The 14,101-nt window shown below is 70.1% G+C and carries 14 protein-coding genes; 11 read left to right on the forward strand and 3 right to left on the reverse strand.

Annotation, left to right across the window (positions count from 1 at the left end):
* Positions 1 to 41: 41 nt before the first annotated feature.
* Entirely contained in the window at positions 42 to 2,435 is a 2,394-nt protein-coding gene (locus AC07F0_RS02210; protein ID WP_478973117.1) for an HAD-IC family P-type ATPase, read from the forward strand.
* A 7-nt stretch (positions 2,436 to 2,442) separates the two neighbouring features.
* Here AC07F0_RS02210 and AC07F0_RS02215 read toward each other — a convergent pair whose 3' ends face one another.
* Together AC07F0_RS02215 and AC07F0_RS02220 are read right to left on the reverse strand one after the other, a co-directional pair.
* Entirely contained in the window at positions 2,443 to 3,297 is an 855-nt protein-coding gene (locus AC07F0_RS02215) for a hypothetical protein (RefSeq protein WP_478973120.1), read from the reverse strand.
* Positions 3,298 to 3,506: 209 nt separating this feature from the next.
* Positions 3,507 to 4,265: a calcium-binding protein gene (locus tag AC07F0_RS02220; RefSeq protein WP_478973123.1), complete on the reverse strand. Its 759-nt coding sequence runs from the start codon at positions 4,263 to 4,265 to the stop codon at positions 3,507 to 3,509.
* 382 nt (positions 4,266 to 4,647) lie between these two features.
* Here AC07F0_RS02220 and AC07F0_RS02225 point away from each other — a divergent pair, with 382 nt between their 5' ends.
* The 6 genes from AC07F0_RS02225 (at position 4,648) to AC07F0_RS02250 (ending at position 9,566) form a co-directional block, all read left to right on the forward strand.
* A complete protein-coding gene (locus AC07F0_RS02225; protein WP_478973126.1) occupies positions 4,648 to 5,238 on the forward strand; it encodes an RNA polymerase sigma factor in 591 nt (196 codons plus the stop codon).
* On the forward strand, positions 5,235 to 6,089 hold the full coding sequence (locus AC07F0_RS02230; RefSeq protein ID WP_478973128.1) for a cupin domain-containing protein: 855 nt from the start codon (positions 5,235 to 5,237) through the stop codon (positions 6,087 to 6,089). The genes AC07F0_RS02225 and AC07F0_RS02230 overlap by 4 nt, the downstream gene beginning before the upstream one ends.
* A 70-nt stretch (positions 6,090 to 6,159) precedes the next feature.
* On the forward strand, positions 6,160 to 7,053 hold the full coding sequence (locus AC07F0_RS02235; RefSeq protein WP_478973130.1) for an ABC transporter ATP-binding protein: 894 nt from the start codon (positions 6,160 to 6,162) through the stop codon (positions 7,051 to 7,053).
* The gene (locus AC07F0_RS02240) at positions 7,050 to 8,687 is read left to right on the forward strand and encodes an ABC transporter permease (RefSeq protein ID WP_478973133.1); all 1,638 of its coding nucleotides are present in this window, start codon (positions 7,050 to 7,052) and stop codon (positions 8,685 to 8,687) included. The genes AC07F0_RS02235 and AC07F0_RS02240 overlap by 4 nt, the downstream gene beginning before the upstream one ends.
* Positions 8,684 to 9,343, forward strand: coding sequence for a hypothetical protein (locus AC07F0_RS02245; protein ID WP_478973136.1), 660 nt, complete (start codon positions 8,684 to 8,686; stop codon positions 9,341 to 9,343). Before AC07F0_RS02240 ends, AC07F0_RS02245 begins: the two co-directional genes overlap by 4 nt.
* Before the next feature lie 58 nt (positions 9,344 to 9,401).
* Positions 9,402 to 9,566, forward strand: coding sequence for a hypothetical protein (locus tag AC07F0_RS02250; RefSeq protein ID WP_478973139.1), 165 nt, complete (start codon positions 9,402 to 9,404; stop codon positions 9,564 to 9,566).
* Between the two features lie 50 nt (positions 9,567 to 9,616).
* On the opposite strand, the gene AC07F0_RS02255 is transcribed toward AC07F0_RS02250, so the two are convergent.
* Positions 9,617 to 10,030, reverse strand: coding sequence for a helix-turn-helix transcriptional regulator (locus AC07F0_RS02255; RefSeq protein ID WP_478973142.1), 414 nt, complete (start codon positions 10,028 to 10,030; stop codon positions 9,617 to 9,619).
* Between the two features lie 399 nt (positions 10,031 to 10,429).
* Between AC07F0_RS02255 and AC07F0_RS02260 the strand changes: the two genes are divergently transcribed.
* The 4 genes from AC07F0_RS02260 to AC07F0_RS02275 all read left to right on the forward strand — a co-directional run bounded on the left by AC07F0_RS02260 (position 10,430) and on the right by AC07F0_RS02275 (position 14,059).
* The gene (locus AC07F0_RS02260) at positions 10,430 to 10,735 is read left to right on the forward strand and encodes a hypothetical protein (RefSeq protein WP_478973145.1); all 306 of its coding nucleotides are present in this window, start codon (positions 10,430 to 10,432) and stop codon (positions 10,733 to 10,735) included.
* A 122-nt stretch (positions 10,736 to 10,857) separates the two neighbouring features.
* The gene (locus AC07F0_RS02265) at positions 10,858 to 11,769 is read left to right on the forward strand and encodes an ATP-binding cassette domain-containing protein (RefSeq protein ID WP_478973148.1); all 912 of its coding nucleotides are present in this window, start codon (positions 10,858 to 10,860) and stop codon (positions 11,767 to 11,769) included.
* A gap of 20 nt (positions 11,770 to 11,789) precedes the next feature.
* The gene (locus AC07F0_RS02270; RefSeq protein WP_478973151.1) at positions 11,790 to 13,307 is read left to right on the forward strand and encodes a hypothetical protein; all 1,518 of its coding nucleotides are present in this window, start codon (positions 11,790 to 11,792) and stop codon (positions 13,305 to 13,307) included.
* Positions 13,304 to 14,059, forward strand: coding sequence for a hypothetical protein (locus AC07F0_RS02275; RefSeq protein ID WP_478973154.1), 756 nt, complete (start codon positions 13,304 to 13,306; stop codon positions 14,057 to 14,059). The genes AC07F0_RS02270 and AC07F0_RS02275 overlap by 4 nt, the downstream gene beginning before the upstream one ends.
* Positions 14,060 to 14,101: the final 42 nt, after the last annotated feature.

The raw sequence follows: 14,101 nt of genomic DNA on the forward strand, positions 1-14,101 counted from the left end.
TCGGCAGGTGAAGTGGCAAATCCGCACGTACCGTCGAATGCATGACGCATCTCGACGCGGGTGCCCGGCCCGACTCCGCGCGGCCGGCGACGGTCACCTCACGCGAGACCGGCCTGACCTCGGCTCAGGTCGCGGAGCGGGTGGAGCGCGGCCAGGTCAACGACGTGCCGGTGCGCAGCAGCCGCTCCACCGTCGACATCGTCCGCGCGAACGTCTTCACCCGCTTCAACGCGATCATCGGCGTGCTGTGGCTGATCATGCTGTTCGTCGCGCCGATCCAGGACAGCCTGTTCGGCTTCGTGATCCTCGCCAACACCGGGATCGGCATCGTCCAGGAGTGGCGGGCGAAGAAGACGCTGGACTCGCTCGCGCTGATCGGCGAGGTGCGTCCCACCGTCCGCCGGGACGGGGCCTCCGGCCCGGTCAGCACCTCCGAGATCGTCCTCGACGACCTGATCGAGATCGGGCCCGGCGACAAGGTCGTCGTCGACGGCGTCTGTGCCGAGGCCGACGGGCTGGAGATCGACGAGTCGCTGCTCACCGGCGAGGCCGACCCGGTCGTCAAACGGCCCGGCGACCAAGTGATGTCCGGCAGCTTCGTGGTCGCGGGCGGCGGGGCCTTCCAGGCGACGAAGGTCGGCCGTGAGGCGTATGCCGCGCAGCTCGCGGAGGAAGCCTCCCGGTTCACGCTCGTCCAGTCCGAGCTGCGCTCCGGCATCTCCACGATCCTCAAGTACGTCACGTGGATGATGGTCCCGACCGCGATCGGGCTGATCATCAGCCAGCTGATCGTGAAGGAGAACGCCTTCGACGACTCCGTCGCCCGCACGGTCGGCGGCATCGTCCCGATGGTCCCCGAGGGGCTGGTCCTGCTCACCTCGGTGGCGTTCGCCATCGGCGTCATCCGTCTCGGCCGCAAGCAGTGCCTGGTCCAGGAGCTGCCCGCGATCGAGGGGCTGGCCCGGGTCGACACGGTCTGCCTGGACAAGACCGGCACCCTCACCGAGGGCGGCATGGACGTCACCGAGCTGCGGCCGCTGCAGGGCGCCGACGAGACGTACGTACGCCGGGTGCTCGGCGCTCTCGGCGAGTCCGACCCCCGGCCGAACGCCTCGCTCAAGGCGATCATCGACGCCTACCCGGACGGCGAGGACTGGCGGTGCACCCAGGCGTTGCCGTTCTCCTCCGCCCGGAAGTACAGCGGCGCCGCGTTCGCCGAGGCCGACGGGCAGAGCAGCACCTGGCTGCTCGGGGCGCCGGACGTGCTGCTGCCCGACGACGACCCGGCCCTCGCCGAGACGGGGCGGCTGAATGAGCAGGGTCTGCGGGTGCTGCTGCTCGCCCGGGTCGACCGCGACCTGGACGACCCGGAGGTCGCCGAGGGAGCGAAGCCCGTCGCGCTGGTGGTCCTGGAGCAGCGGCTGCGGCCGGACGCGGCCGACACGCTGCGCTACTTCGCCGACCAGAACGTGGCCGCCAAGGTGATCTCCGGCGACAACGCGGTGTCGGTCGGCGCCGTCGCGGCCAAGCTGGGACTGTCCGGCGCCACGGTGGACGCGCGCCGGCTGCCCGCCGAGCGGGAGGGGATGGCCGAGGTCCTCGACGACGGCACCGTGTTCGGGCGGGTCACCCCGCAGCAGAAGCGGACCATGGTGGGCGCGTTGCAGTCCCGCGGGCACACCGTCGCGATGACGGGCGACGGGGTCAACGACGTCCTCGCCCTGAAGGACGCCGACATCGGCGTAGCGATGGGATCCGGCTCGGAGGCGACCCGGGCGGTCGCGCAGATCGTGCTGCTGAACAACAGCTTCGCGACGCTGCCGTCGGTGGTGGCGGAGGGCCGCCGCGTCATCGGCAACATCACGAGGGTCGCGACCCTGTTCCTCGTCAAGACGGTCTACTCGGTGCTGCTGGCGATCCTGGTGGTCTGCTCCCAGGTCGAGTACCCGTTCCTGCCCCGGCATCTGACGCTGCTGTCGACCCTGACGATCGGCGTCCCGGCCTTCTTCCTCGCGCTCGCGCCCAACAAGGAACGCGCGAAGCCGAACTTCGTGCGGCGGGTGATGCGGTACGCGATCCCGGGCGGGGCGGTGGCCGCGCTGGCGACCTTCGCGATGTATCTGATCGCCCGGGAGCACTACACGGGCGCGGACGCGCTGGACGCGGAGACCAGTGCCGCGACGCTCACGCTGTTCCTCATCTCGATCTGGGTCCTGGCGATCATCGCCCGCCCCTACACCTGGTGGCGGATCGCCCTGGTGGCGGCGATGGGCGGGGCGTTCCTGCTGGTGCTGGTCGTGCCCTGGCTCCAGCACTTCTTCGCGCTCAAGCTGGTCGGGGTGACGATGCCGTGGCTGGCGGTCGGCATCGCGGTGGTGGCGGCGGCCACCCTGGAACTCCTGTGGAGGTGGGTGGACCGCCGCTTCCCGGCGTAGCCGGGGTTTACTTCACGTCGACGTAGTCGCCCGTGGCGTTGACCGCCGGGGTGGTCGTCGTGCCGGCGAAGCTGAAGCGCCAGTAGCCGTCGTACTGGGCGGTGGCGGTGGCCTTCAGGTTGCCGTACTGGTCGGAGTACACCGTCTTGATCGTGGTGTACGTGCTGGTGCCCGCCTTGCGGAACTGGAGCTTGACCGGCTGGTTGGTGTAGCCGTGGTAGGCGTTGTCCTCCCAGTTGGCGCGCGACAGCTTGCCGGTGGACGTGATGGTCTTGCCCTTGTACACGGGCTCGGGGCCGGCGTTGACGGTCAGCTTGGAGTAGCGCTGCACCTTGGTGCTGGCCAGGCCGTCCTGCATCTTCTCGTCACCGTTGCTGGTGACGGCGAGGGCACCGGCGCCCCAGGTGCCGGCGTCGGAGTTGAACAGGTCGCCGTCGGCCGGGCGGATGAAGATGACGCCCTTGCAGTTGAGGACGGTCGACGAGGCGGCCGTGCAGGTGGCCGGGTCGTCGCTGATGAAGACGTTGTCCGCGGTGTCCATCGAGGAGCCGTGGTAGATCAGCGGGCCGGTGGCGAAGTTGTCCGAGCTGGTGTCGAGGTCCGCGGCGTGGGTCACGGTGTAGGTGACGGGGAAGCTGACCACGTTCGTGGTGCCGACGACGATGTTCTTGCCGCTGTTGACCTTCATGTCGGAGAAGGTGACGTCGAGGGTCGACGCGGTGGTGCCCGATTCGGCGTCGGCCGAGGCGGAGCTGAAGGCCGCCTTGCCGGACGGCGCGTCGGCGGCCTGCGCGGCCGGAACGACGAGGGCGGAGAGGGCCAGGGCGCCGGCGACGGCGGCCACGGTGGCTCGCATGTGCATGTGTTCCCCAGGGTGGAGAAGTGATCTAGGAGTCTGTTGACTCGATGATCAGATCCACGAGACCCCGGACAGGTTGTACGGCGCGGTCCGGGTTTTGCCGTGTCATTCGCCATGTTTGACACGCGCATGAACAATGCCCGGCGCGAAGACGCCACCGCCGGCCCCAAAACGGCTCCGGGTCCGGCGGTGTCGTCGTCGCGGGAAGGGAGTTATCGCACGTCGACGAAGTCGCCCGCGGCGTTGACGGCCGGCGTGGTCGTCGTGCCCGCGAAGGAGTAGCGGAAGTAGCCGTCGGTGGAGGCCGTGACGGTGGTCTTCAGGTTGCCGTACTGGTCGGAGTACACCGTCTTGAGCGTGGTGTACGTGCTGGTGCCCGCCTTGCGGAACTGGAGCTTCACCGGCTGGTTGGTGTAGCCCGCGTACTTGAGCGTCTCCCAGTTGGCACGGGACAGCTTGCCGGTGGCCGTGATGGTCTTGCCCTTGTACACGGGCTCCGGCGAGGCGTTGACCGTCAGCTGGGAGGCGCGCTGGAACTTGAAGGATCCGGCCTTCTCCTTCCACACGAAGTCGTCGTCCTTGGCGTTGACGAGGGCGTCGACGTACCAGGTCCCGGCATTGGCGTTGCTGAGGTAGTCGACCTTCGGATCGACCAGCACCGAGGCCGTGCACGTGGAGGTGGTGGAGCTGACGGCCGTGCACGTCGGCTTGGAGGTCGTGAAGAAGCCGTAGTCGGGGCCGCTCAGTGTGAACTCGTCGGCGCCCGCGATGCCCGAGTCGTCCTGGGCCGTCACGCTGACCTTGATGGTCTTCGCGGCGCTCGTACCCACGGACACCTTGTTGTCGCCGTCGACCACGACCTTGGTGATCGTGGTGTCGCCGATCCCGCCATCCGCCTGCGCGGCGGGAACGGCCAGGGCGGAGAGGGCCAGGGCGCCGGTGACGGCGGCAACGGTGGCTCGGATGCGCATGCGTTCTCCAGGTGGAGAGGGGCCCGGCGCTCGTCGTCGGCTCCTGAGGCCCAAGTGATCGTGGAGTCTGTTGACTCACGTGGTCAGATTCGCGAGCAAGGGGCTTGGTTGTACGGCAGGTGAAAAATTTGTGTAGACGTTTTCACTGATCGACCAAACGCCACCGCACGCTTCGGTCGAACCGCCGATCCCGTGCCAGCTCCTCCGTCCGCGACGGATCCTCCAGCACTGCCGCCACCTCGAACCACCGCGGCCACTGCCGGGCCGCCCTGTGGCAGTGGGTTCGACCGCTGCTCTCCGGCCTGATCAAGGGGCCGCCTGAAAAATGCGCGGAACCGTGAACCGATCGCCCCTCCCGGTCCGATGAGGGAGTGTGGCGTACATGGAGAGGCAGGGCCGCAGCGACGGAGAGTTGCTGCGCGCGGTGGAGGACGGCGACAGCCGTGCCTTCGAACTGCTCTACCGGCGCCATGAGCCATGGCTGGTGGCACGACTGCAGTACCGGTGCCCCGACGCCGCCCTCGTGGACGACGTGGTGCAGGAGACCTTCCTCGCGGTGTGGCGCGGCAGCGCCCGCTATCGCGAACAGGAGGGCGCGGACGCCTGCGGCTGGTTGTGGCGCATCGCTTCGCGCCGGCTCATCGACGCACAGCGCGGGCACGGAGCCAGGGCACGGCTCGTGCAGGCTCTCAGCCGGTTCCGGCACCAGGAGCACCCCTCCGCCGAGGACGAGGCGCTGTACGACCTGCCCCACGGTGAACTGGCCGAGGCAATGAGCAAGTTACCCGCCGAGCTGAGGGCGGTGCTGCAGGCCACCGTGGTCGAGGGCCTGTCCACCGCGGAGGCCGCCAAGGCACTGCGGATCCCCGTGGGCACCGTCAAGACCCGTGCCATGAGAGCCCGTCGGCAGCTCCGCAGGGAGTTGGCATGCGCAACACACAGCGGGCGGTTGCAGGAAAGGAGCAGCCCATGACCTCCAGGTCTTCACCCAGCGAGCCGTCTCCGGCGAGGCACGGCCCCCATGTCCCGGACTCGGTACTCCAGGCCTATGCGGCCGGGCGGCCGGGCTCGCCCGGTCTCGCCCAGGCAGACGCCCATCTGGCACGCTGCACGGCCTGCCGGAGTCGGCTCGCCCCTTATGGCGACCGCGCGAGGACCGACGCCGGATGGGCCCGGCTCGACGCCGCCAAGGACGTCCCACTGCCCGGCATGATCGAACGCACCTTGCTGTGGCTGCGGATCCCCGAGCACACGGCACGCCTGATCTCCGCGACTCCGGCGCTGCGCCGCTCGTGGCTCGTCGGAACCGTGGTCACCCTGCTCCTGACGCTCGTGGTGGCCCGTCTCGGTCACGCCGCCTCCGCCACGCTGCCGTTCCTGGTGGTGGCACCCGCCCTGCCCGTCGTCGGGGTGGCCGCGTCCTTCGGGCCGCGTGCCGATCCGATGTACGAGATGACGCTTGTTGCTCCGATGCACGGCCTGCGCCTGCTGCTCCTGCGTACCGTCACGGTGGTCGCCACCGCGCTGGTGCCCACCACGGTGACCGCCGTGGCCATGCCGGGACCGGCCCTTCAGGCGTTCGGCTGGCTCCTGCCGTCGCTCGCGCTCACCACGCTCACACTGGCCCTGTCCGCACGCCTCGATCCGGCCGTCGCCGCCGGATCCGTCGGCGGCGCCTGGACGTGCTGTCTGCTGCTGGCCTTCCGTCCCGTGCAGGATGCCCTGCTCACCGCCGAGGGGCAGGTGTGCGCCGCCACGGTACTGGCGGCTGCCGCGCTCGCGGTCGCCGTGATGCGCGTGCGCTACACCCTGCCGGCTCGCTGACCCGAATCCCGGCGCGTACTCGACCCGACCTCATCAGCACACACCAACCACCCATGGGGGACTTATACCGATGAGCCTGACGAATCCGCTGAGCCCGACGAGCGCAGCCGCGGTCACGGTCCGCGAACTCACCGTCGACTACAGGAACTTCCGAGCGCTGAGGGGTGTATCGCTCAGCCTCGAACCGGGTGTCACAGGACTCATCGGGCCCAACGGCGCGGGCAAGACCACGCTGCTGCGCACCCTGGCGACGGCTCACCCGCCCGGTGGTGGGGACATAGTCGTCCTGGGCGTGGATCCGCGGACCCCGGAGGGACGGCTCGCCATCCGCCGCCGCCTGGGCTATCTGCCGCAGGACCCGGGATTCCATCCCTCCTTCACCGCCTTCGAGTTCGTGGACTACGTCGCCATCCTCAAGGAGATGACCGACCGCACCGCCCGGCACAAGGAGGTCCTCCGGGTGCTCGACGCGGTGGGGCTGGCCGACCGCCGGGGCAAGAAGATCAAGCAGTTGTCCGGAGGCATGCGCCAGCGGGTGGCGCTGGCGGCGGCTCTGGTCGGCGACCCCGAGTTCCTCATCCTGGACGAGCCGACGGTCGGCCTCGACCCCGAACAGCGGCTGCGTTTCCGCGAGCTGATCGCCGACCTCGGCGAGGGCAGGACCGTGCTGCTCTCCACTCACCAGACCGAGGACGTCGCCGCGCTGTGCCGCCGGGTCGTCGTGCTCGATCACGGCGTCGTGAAGTTCGACGGTGAGCCGTCGGCGCTCGCCGGTGTCGCGGCGGACCGGGTGTGGAGCAGTGCCGAACGGGATCCGCAGGCTCTCGCCGGCTGGCGCACCGGGGTGGGGACCGTGCGCAACATCGGCACACCCCCGCCGGGCGCCACGCTCGTCGAACCGACGCTGGAGGACGGCTACTTACTGCTGCTGGGCGCCATGACCGGGGAAGAGGGAACCGCGTGACCACCATCAGTGAGGGTCCCGGGGTGGCCGCACCCGCTCCCGCGCGTGGCGACCGGGGCCCGGCACCCGGCGGGGTGCTGGCCCTGGCCCGCGTCGAATCGGCACGGCTGCTGCGCCACCCGGTCATGCTCGGCGGGCTCGCCGCCTATCTCGCCCTGTGGGGTTATGCCCTGGTCACCGGTGACGCCGCCAACCGCTACCCGGTGTTGCAGGACAGTTCCCGCTCCATCCAGGGGCACCTGCTGCTGCTGGCCGCAGGCACCCTGCTCGCCGCCAATCTCGGTGTGCTGCGCAGCCGGCGGCACGGAGTGGAGCCGGTGTACGCGGTCATGGTCCTCGGCATCCGGGCCCGCACCCTCGCCCACCTGCTGGCGGTGGTGCCCGCCGCCGTGCTGTCCGCGCTGGTGGCCTGTGCGCGCATCGGCTATCTCGCGGCCCGGCCGGGTGCCGTCGGCACCATTCAGTGGGGCGAAGTGGCGACCGGGCCGGCCGTGGTGCTGCTCGCCGGAGTCCTGGGTGTGCTGACCGCGCGTCTGATCTCCTCAGCCGCCGCGGCACCCCTGGTGCTGGCGGTGCTCGCGGTTTTCACCCTCGTCGCCGCGGTGCAGAACTCCGCCGACTGGCGCTGGCTCGCCGTCGTCGCCATCGAGAACGAGTCCGCACAGCCGCTCCCGTCGGCGCTCCTCGGCCGCCCGGTCGGCTGGCACCTGCTCTGGCTCACCGCGCTGACCGCGGTGTTCGCCTGTGCCGCCCTGCTGCGTGGCAGGCCGGACGGGGTACCCGACGGCCCGCGCCACGGCACCGGGACGCTGTGGGCATGCACGGCCGCCGCCGCCGCACTCGCCCTGGTCTCGGGCGTGCTGCAGACGCGGCCGCTGCCCGATGCCGTCGCCCGTGCCAGGGCCGCGGCCACCGAGCACCCGGCCCGGGAACAGAAGTGCGAGAAACAGGGGGGTGTGACCTACTGCGCGTTCCCGGAGTTCACCGGCCGTGTGAGGCAGTGGGACGGCGTGGTGAGGGGTGTCCTCGAACGCACCCCGGACGACGTCGCGAAGGCGCCGTACGCGGTGCGGCAGCGTGTCTTCCGTGCGGGCGTGGAGGAACAGAAGGCCGTCCCGCTGCCCCACGCCGCCTGGGACGCCGATGACCGCAGGGCGGGCACGCCCAAGGCCGTTCCCGTCGGCACGTGGTGGAGTGCGGGCAGTGCGGGCATGGACGCCGAGAGCGATGCGGTGGCCGAGTTCTCGGTGCTGTTCGCCTACCGCGTGGTGACCGGATCCGTGCCGGACGAGCCCCGTCTGACCACCGTCTGCGGTTCCCGGGCCGTTCTGACGCTGTGGCTCGCCGCTCAGGCGACCGGCGAATCCGCCGCCGCCCTGCGGGACCTCGAATCCCGCAGCACGGGCGGGCCGGTCCTGCTGGTGCTGGGGTCCGCCGCCGGCCTCGACTTCGAGAGCAGGGAGACGCAGTTCGCGCAGGACCTGCTCGCCCAGCCCGCCGAGAGGATCGGTGCGCGTGTCAGGGCTGCCTGGAGCGAACTGACCGCACCGGGCACCTCCACCGACCGGGCCGCGGACCTGCTCGGCGTAAGCGCGCCCGCCCGGCTCCCCGCTGACGAGAGCGGCTGCCGATGAGCGCCGGGCGGCTGTGGCCGCAGCTCCTCCCCTACGCGCTGCGCTCCTCCCGGACGACACCGCTGCTCGTGTCGGGAGCGCTCGCCCTTCTGCTGGTGGGCGTCCCCGCGACAGTCTCAGGTGGTCTGCGGCTCACCGACGCGGTGCTGTTGATCCGGGCCTGCGCCGTACTGCTCGCCCTGGGCACCGCGTTCATGCTGGACGATCCCGCCGCCGCCACGACCGAGGTGGTGCCCGTGCCGCGCTGGGTGCCGCGCGCTCTGCGCGTCGCCATCGCACTGGTGGCGGTGGCGGTGGGCTGGACCGGCGTACTGGTGATGGGCACTTGGGCAGTGGCCCCGGAGACACGGGAGCTGCTGCCCGGACCGGGCCTCACTCTGGAAGCGGCGGCCCTGTTCGCCACGGTGCTCGCACTCGCCGCGCTGGGGCTCCGCCTCACCTCGGGCACCGGAGGCGGAACACTGGCGGCTCCGGGTGCGGTGCTGTGCGTCCTGCTTGCCGCACTGCTCCCCCTGCCGGCCGGACTGCAGCCGTTCGCGCAGCCGCTGTCGGCGGGCTGGAACCCCTCACGTTGGCTGTGGGCCGCGCTGCTGTGCGCGGCTGCCGTGGCCGTGACCGCCTTGTTCAGGGACCCGTCCCCGAAGCGCAAGGAGTGACCGGTTCGTACAGCTCCCGCAGCGGACACCAAGACATACGCTCTGAAAGGAACGTCACATGATCAAGAGTAAGAAGTCCGTCATCATCCTGGCCGTCGTTCTCGTGGTTCTCGCGACCGTGGGGTACCTGCTCTTCAACGCCACCAGTGAATCGAGCGGAAGGGCTCACAAGGCGGCCGGCCCGGTGTCGGACACGTTCCGCCACGAAGGGACCATGGCGTGAGAACACCCGCGATGGGCCATCGGCGAGGCGATGGCCCATCGCGGGTGGCTTCAGGGACGGTGGGCCAGGCGCTCGCCCGGCACGGTCGAGGGGTAGAGCCTGGCCGCCTCCACACGATTCCGTGTCCCCAGCAGACAGAGAACCCTGCTGACGTAGTGCTTGACCGTCGACGTGCTCAGTTTCAGTTCAGCCGCGATTTCCCGATTCGTGTAACCGAGGTGCATCAGGCGAAAGACGTCCCAGGCCCGGGTGGGCAGATCGGCGAGGTCCGACGCGGGAGTGCCGGCCGGGTCGCTGTGCCGCCGCACCTCATACCCGTGTGCGACGGCCAGAAGGACTCCCGCGACGGCCTGTGTCGGGGAACCCGAGGAGACCGTAGCCCTGAGCGGAAGGGCGACCAGGGACGGCCGCCAGCGGGAGAGCCACTCGTCGGGAGCCATCAGGACGGCCGGCAGCCGGTCCAACTCGTCATGGGAGAACAAGGAGGTCGGAAGCGCCAGGTCGTCTGCGAGGAAGAGCAGGGCCCCCGGTTCGGGACCGCTCCTGGTGGATGCGTCGTGCGGAGATATGACAGAGGCATACGGTGTCAATGATCTGATCAGCTGTTGCGCTCGTGCGCGCGCGCCGCACACGACATGGATGTGCAACAAGATTCCCCCAGATACAGGTGGTCAGCCTGCTTATTGCCGTGAACATAACACCAAGCCGGTCCTGGGGGCTCGACCGTTTTCCGGCGAACTTCACCGAGTCGCGCCGGTGAAGTATTGGCCATGTGGCCGGTGCGCTGCCCGCTGTCGGCAGGACATGCTCACGTCACCTCCGCCGAAACCGGTGGGGGAAAACGATCCGACATGCGAGGCAACATGCGAAGAGTCAAGATCGCCGCCCGCCAGGCAGCGACCGTTGCCGGGGCAGCGGCGCTGCTCGTGACGGGCGTCAACGTGGCACCGGCCGCGGCCGCAGCTCCCCCGAGCTGTGTCGAGCGGTCCACCTGGACGGAAGGCCTGACGACGTGGGCCAAGGCGAACAACACCTGCTCGTCCGCGAAGACCTTCTACTTCGAGTGGGACTGGGCGGTCGACGGTGAGTGCAAGACGCTCAGGGCGGGTTACTGGCGCAGTGAGGGGCGCGTGCGTCAGGCGAACTTCCGTGGCCTGGTGAACTGCTGAACCAGTCACGAACCACAACGTTCCGCTTCCGCGCGCATGATGGGCGCGCGGAAGCGGAACTTCCCTCACTCTAATCGCTGACGCCGTCCCAGAGGCGTTCGGCGGAAGGATCAGCCGCCCCCATGAAAGCCCACCTCAATCCCCGGTCCACCGACGGGCCAGAGGGAAAGCAGCCAACGGCCCGGACTGTCGATCTGACGGTGCGGTACCGGGACAGAACGGCTCTGAGCGATGTGAGCATGGACATCGGCCGGGGTGTCACCGGGCTGCTGGGCCCGAACGGTGCCGGCAAGACCACCCTTCTGCGCGTCCTGGCGACGGTACAGGTCGCCACCCGGGGCCGAATCGAACTGTTCGGCAGTACGCCTCAGACCCGGACGCTTTTGCGGGAGACGCGGCGTCGGCTCGGCTACCTTCCGCAGAACCCGGGCCTCTACCCGAACTTCACCGTGCGGGCTTTCGCGCTGCACTTCGCCGCGCTCAAGGAGATCGCGGGCCGCCACGCGCGCCAGGCCGAGGCCGACCGTGTGCTGCAGGCAGTCGGCCTCGGCGACCGGGCGACCGTGAAGATCAAGACGCTGTCAGGAGGCATGCGGCAACGCCTCGCACTGGCCTGTGCCATGATCGGCCGCCCGGATCTGCTGATCCTCGACGAACCCACCGTGGGCCTCGATCCGGAACAGCGCATGGGATTCCGAGAGCTGATCGCTGACCTCGGCCGCCACCACTCCGTGCTGCTCTCCACCCACCAGACGGACGACGTGTCCTGGCTCTGCAACCGCGTCGTCGTACTGGACGAAGGCCGCGTCCGGTTCACCGGGGAACCGGCGGATCTCACCCGTACTGCCGAGGGCAAGGTGTGGCTGAGCCCGGAGCGGGGCGCGGGCGCTGTCGCCGGCTGGTTCATAGGACAGGGCGAGTACCGCAACATCGGCTCCCCTCCCCCGGGCGCCAGGCTCGTCGAGCCGACCCTGGAGGACGGCTACCTCCTCGCCATGGGCTCGTTCGTCAGCAGCGGGGTGAGCGGGCGATGACGGGAGCCGAATGTCTGCGCATGATCCGGCACCCTGCGGTGGCGGGGTCGCTCCTGCTCATCACCGCCCTGTGGGGATGGGAGGCGGTCTTCTCGCGCGAGTCGGCGTACTACGCCGTCCTGCACGTGCAGTCGTACGAACTGCAGGCACCGCTGCTAGCGCCCGCGGCAGGCGTGATGCTCGCTGCCAATCTCGCCGCCCTGCGGCCCTACCGGTACGGCACCATCAGCTCCTACGAGGCGCTGGGTCTGCCGGCGTGGCGCCGGTCGCTGGCGCTGCTGCTGGCCTGCGTGCCGCCGGCGGTCGTGGTCCTTCTGCTCTCCGCCCTGCGCATAGGGCAGTTCGCCACCGCCGACGGCGCGGTCGGCCGCGTCGAGATCGCTGAGGTCGCCACCCCCGCCGTGGTGGTCGTGCTGGCCGGATGGCTGGGGGTGCTCGGGGCACAACTGGTGCACTCGGTCGTCCTGGCCCCCGTCGCTATCGCCGTGCTGGGCGTGTTGGTCCTGGTGGGTCTGGTCTCCACGGATTCGCCTATGCGCTGGTTGTCGTTGGTCGCGGGGGAGGACAGCTTCGGGCCACCCCTGCCGTCCGACCTGGTGTACCGCCCCGCAGGCTGGCACCTGGTGTGGCTTTCCGCTCTCGCACTGACGGTCCTTTCCATCACCCTGCTCCTGACCGGAGTTCCGCGCCGCTGGGGGTTTTCCGCCCTGGTCGTGGGCCTCGCCCTGGCGGTACCGGCTGCCGCCATGCAGACCCGGCCGGTGCCCGAGCGGATCGAGACGGCGCGGGAACGGCTTCTCCTCGCTCCCGACGGTGAGCAGCGGTGCGAGCGGCGCGGGCAGGTGACCTACTGCGCATTCTCCGAGTTCGTCCCCTACATCGACGCCTGGCACCGGGTCGCCTCGGCTCAGCTCCGCTCGGTGTCGAAGGATGCCGCGGCCCAGCGGTACGCGGTGCGGCAGCGCCTCTCCGTGCCTGCTGCCGACGAGTCCGGCACGTCCGGCGCGGCGCCCACGACACAGTGGAACGAGCTGGACAGCAGGTCGGGCACCCCCAAGGCGGTCTCGGCCGCCACTTCCTGGTCCGCGGGTGGACAGGACGACTTCGCCGAGAACGAGGTGCTGGGGTTCTCAGCCGCCTTCGCCTTCCGGGTCGTGACGGGGAAACCCATCGGCGGGGACGGACTCACCCAGACGTGTGGTGGGCGGGGTGCGGTCGTCTTCTGGCTCGCGACGCAGGCGACGGAGGACACGAGGCTCGCCCTGCGCACCATCGAGAATCACACCACCGGTGGCTACGGGTTCTCCATGCCACAGCTGAGCGCGGCCTCCGGACCGCAGTTCGGGTCGCGTGAGCTGGCGCTGGGCAAGGCGATGCTCGCCGAGTCGGAGAAGGACCGCCAGGCCTTGGTCCGGCGGGTCGTCGCCGAATGGGACGAACTTACGGCTCCCGGTACGTCGGTGGACGACGCGGCGCGGCTGCTGGGTCTCCCCAAGCCTCCCGCGGCACCGGCCGACGAAGCGACGTGCGCCTCATGAGGCGCGACGGGCCCGGCGGGGCCGTGGACCACGGGGCCACCGCGAGTTCCCCGTACGCCCCGGTCACCTCGGACACCGGCCGATGGGACGTAGCGATCTCCGTGATACGGAGCATGCGCTGGGTGCCCCTGCCGATCTTCTCCGGCATCGGGGTCCTGGTCGTGGTCATCCCCTTGCTGACCGGGGCCCAGTTCGCTCTCCAGGACACCACACTCACACTGCGTGCGGGAGTGATGGTCGCCGTCGTGGGAGCGGCGTTCGCACTGGACGACCCGGCCGACGACATGACCCGGGCGCTGCCCTACCCGCGGACGCGCGTCATCACCCTGCGAGCCGCTGTGGCACTGGCGGCGGTGGCGCTCTCCTGCGCTGCGCAGTACGCACTGGCCCCGTTGATCACGGCACCCGGCCAGCCGCTGCCCCTCATGGGTCTGCTTCTCGAACCGCTGACACTCACCGCGTGGACGCTGACTGCCGCGGCGGCGGCCACGGGACGCAGGGGTGAGAGCACCGGCGGAGTCGCGGCTGTGCCCCTGCTGGTGCTTCTGGTTCTGGGCGCGGCCTTCCTGCCGGACCGGCTGTCCCTGTTCGCCGAGCTGTTCACCCCCGAATTTCCCGCGTCCCGGTGGCGGTGGGGCGTTCTGCTGCTTCTGACCTGCGCGCTGTGGCGTGGGACGACGCGCGACAACGGCTTGCCGCCGCTGCTGACACGCCTGCGCGGGGCGAACGCGGTGGGGCTGAGGAAGAACTGAAAGCGACCAGGGCCGTCCGGTGAGGACAGCCCTGGTCACGTG

It is taken from the genome of Streptomyces sp. NPDC045955, from assembly GCF_056430805.1.

Bases quoted from the DNA above. Each gene is read 5' to 3' on its own strand.
- AC07F0_RS02210 (WP_478973117.1), top strand. From the start codon at position 42: ATGACGCATCTCGACGCGGGTGCCCGGCCCGACTCCGCGCGGCCGGCG.
- AC07F0_RS02215 (WP_478973120.1), bottom strand. From the start codon at position 3,297: ATGCACATGCGAGCCACCGTGGCCGCCGTCGCCGGCGCCCTGGCCCTC.
- AC07F0_RS02220 (WP_478973123.1), bottom strand. From the start codon at position 4,265: ATGCGCATCCGAGCCACCGTTGCCGCCGTCACCGGCGCCCTGGCCCTC.
- AC07F0_RS02225 (WP_478973126.1), top strand. From the start codon at position 4,648: ATGGAGAGGCAGGGCCGCAGCGACGGAGAGTTGCTGCGCGCGGTGGAG.
- AC07F0_RS02230 (WP_478973128.1), top strand. From the start codon at position 5,235: ATGACCTCCAGGTCTTCACCCAGCGAGCCGTCTCCGGCGAGGCACGGC.
- AC07F0_RS02235 (WP_478973130.1), top strand. From the start codon at position 6,160: ATGAGCCTGACGAATCCGCTGAGCCCGACGAGCGCAGCCGCGGTCACG.
- AC07F0_RS02245 (WP_478973136.1), top strand. From the start codon at position 8,684: ATGAGCGCCGGGCGGCTGTGGCCGCAGCTCCTCCCCTACGCGCTGCGC.
- AC07F0_RS02250 (WP_478973139.1), top strand. From the start codon at position 9,402: ATGATCAAGAGTAAGAAGTCCGTCATCATCCTGGCCGTCGTTCTCGTG.
- AC07F0_RS02260 (WP_478973145.1), top strand. From the start codon at position 10,430: ATGCGAAGAGTCAAGATCGCCGCCCGCCAGGCAGCGACCGTTGCCGGG.
- AC07F0_RS02265 (WP_478973148.1), top strand. From the start codon at position 10,858: ATGAAAGCCCACCTCAATCCCCGGTCCACCGACGGGCCAGAGGGAAAG.
- AC07F0_RS02270 (WP_478973151.1), top strand. From the start codon at position 11,790: ATGATCCGGCACCCTGCGGTGGCGGGGTCGCTCCTGCTCATCACCGCC.
- AC07F0_RS02275 (WP_478973154.1), top strand. From the start codon at position 13,304: ATGAGGCGCGACGGGCCCGGCGGGGCCGTGGACCACGGGGCCACCGCG.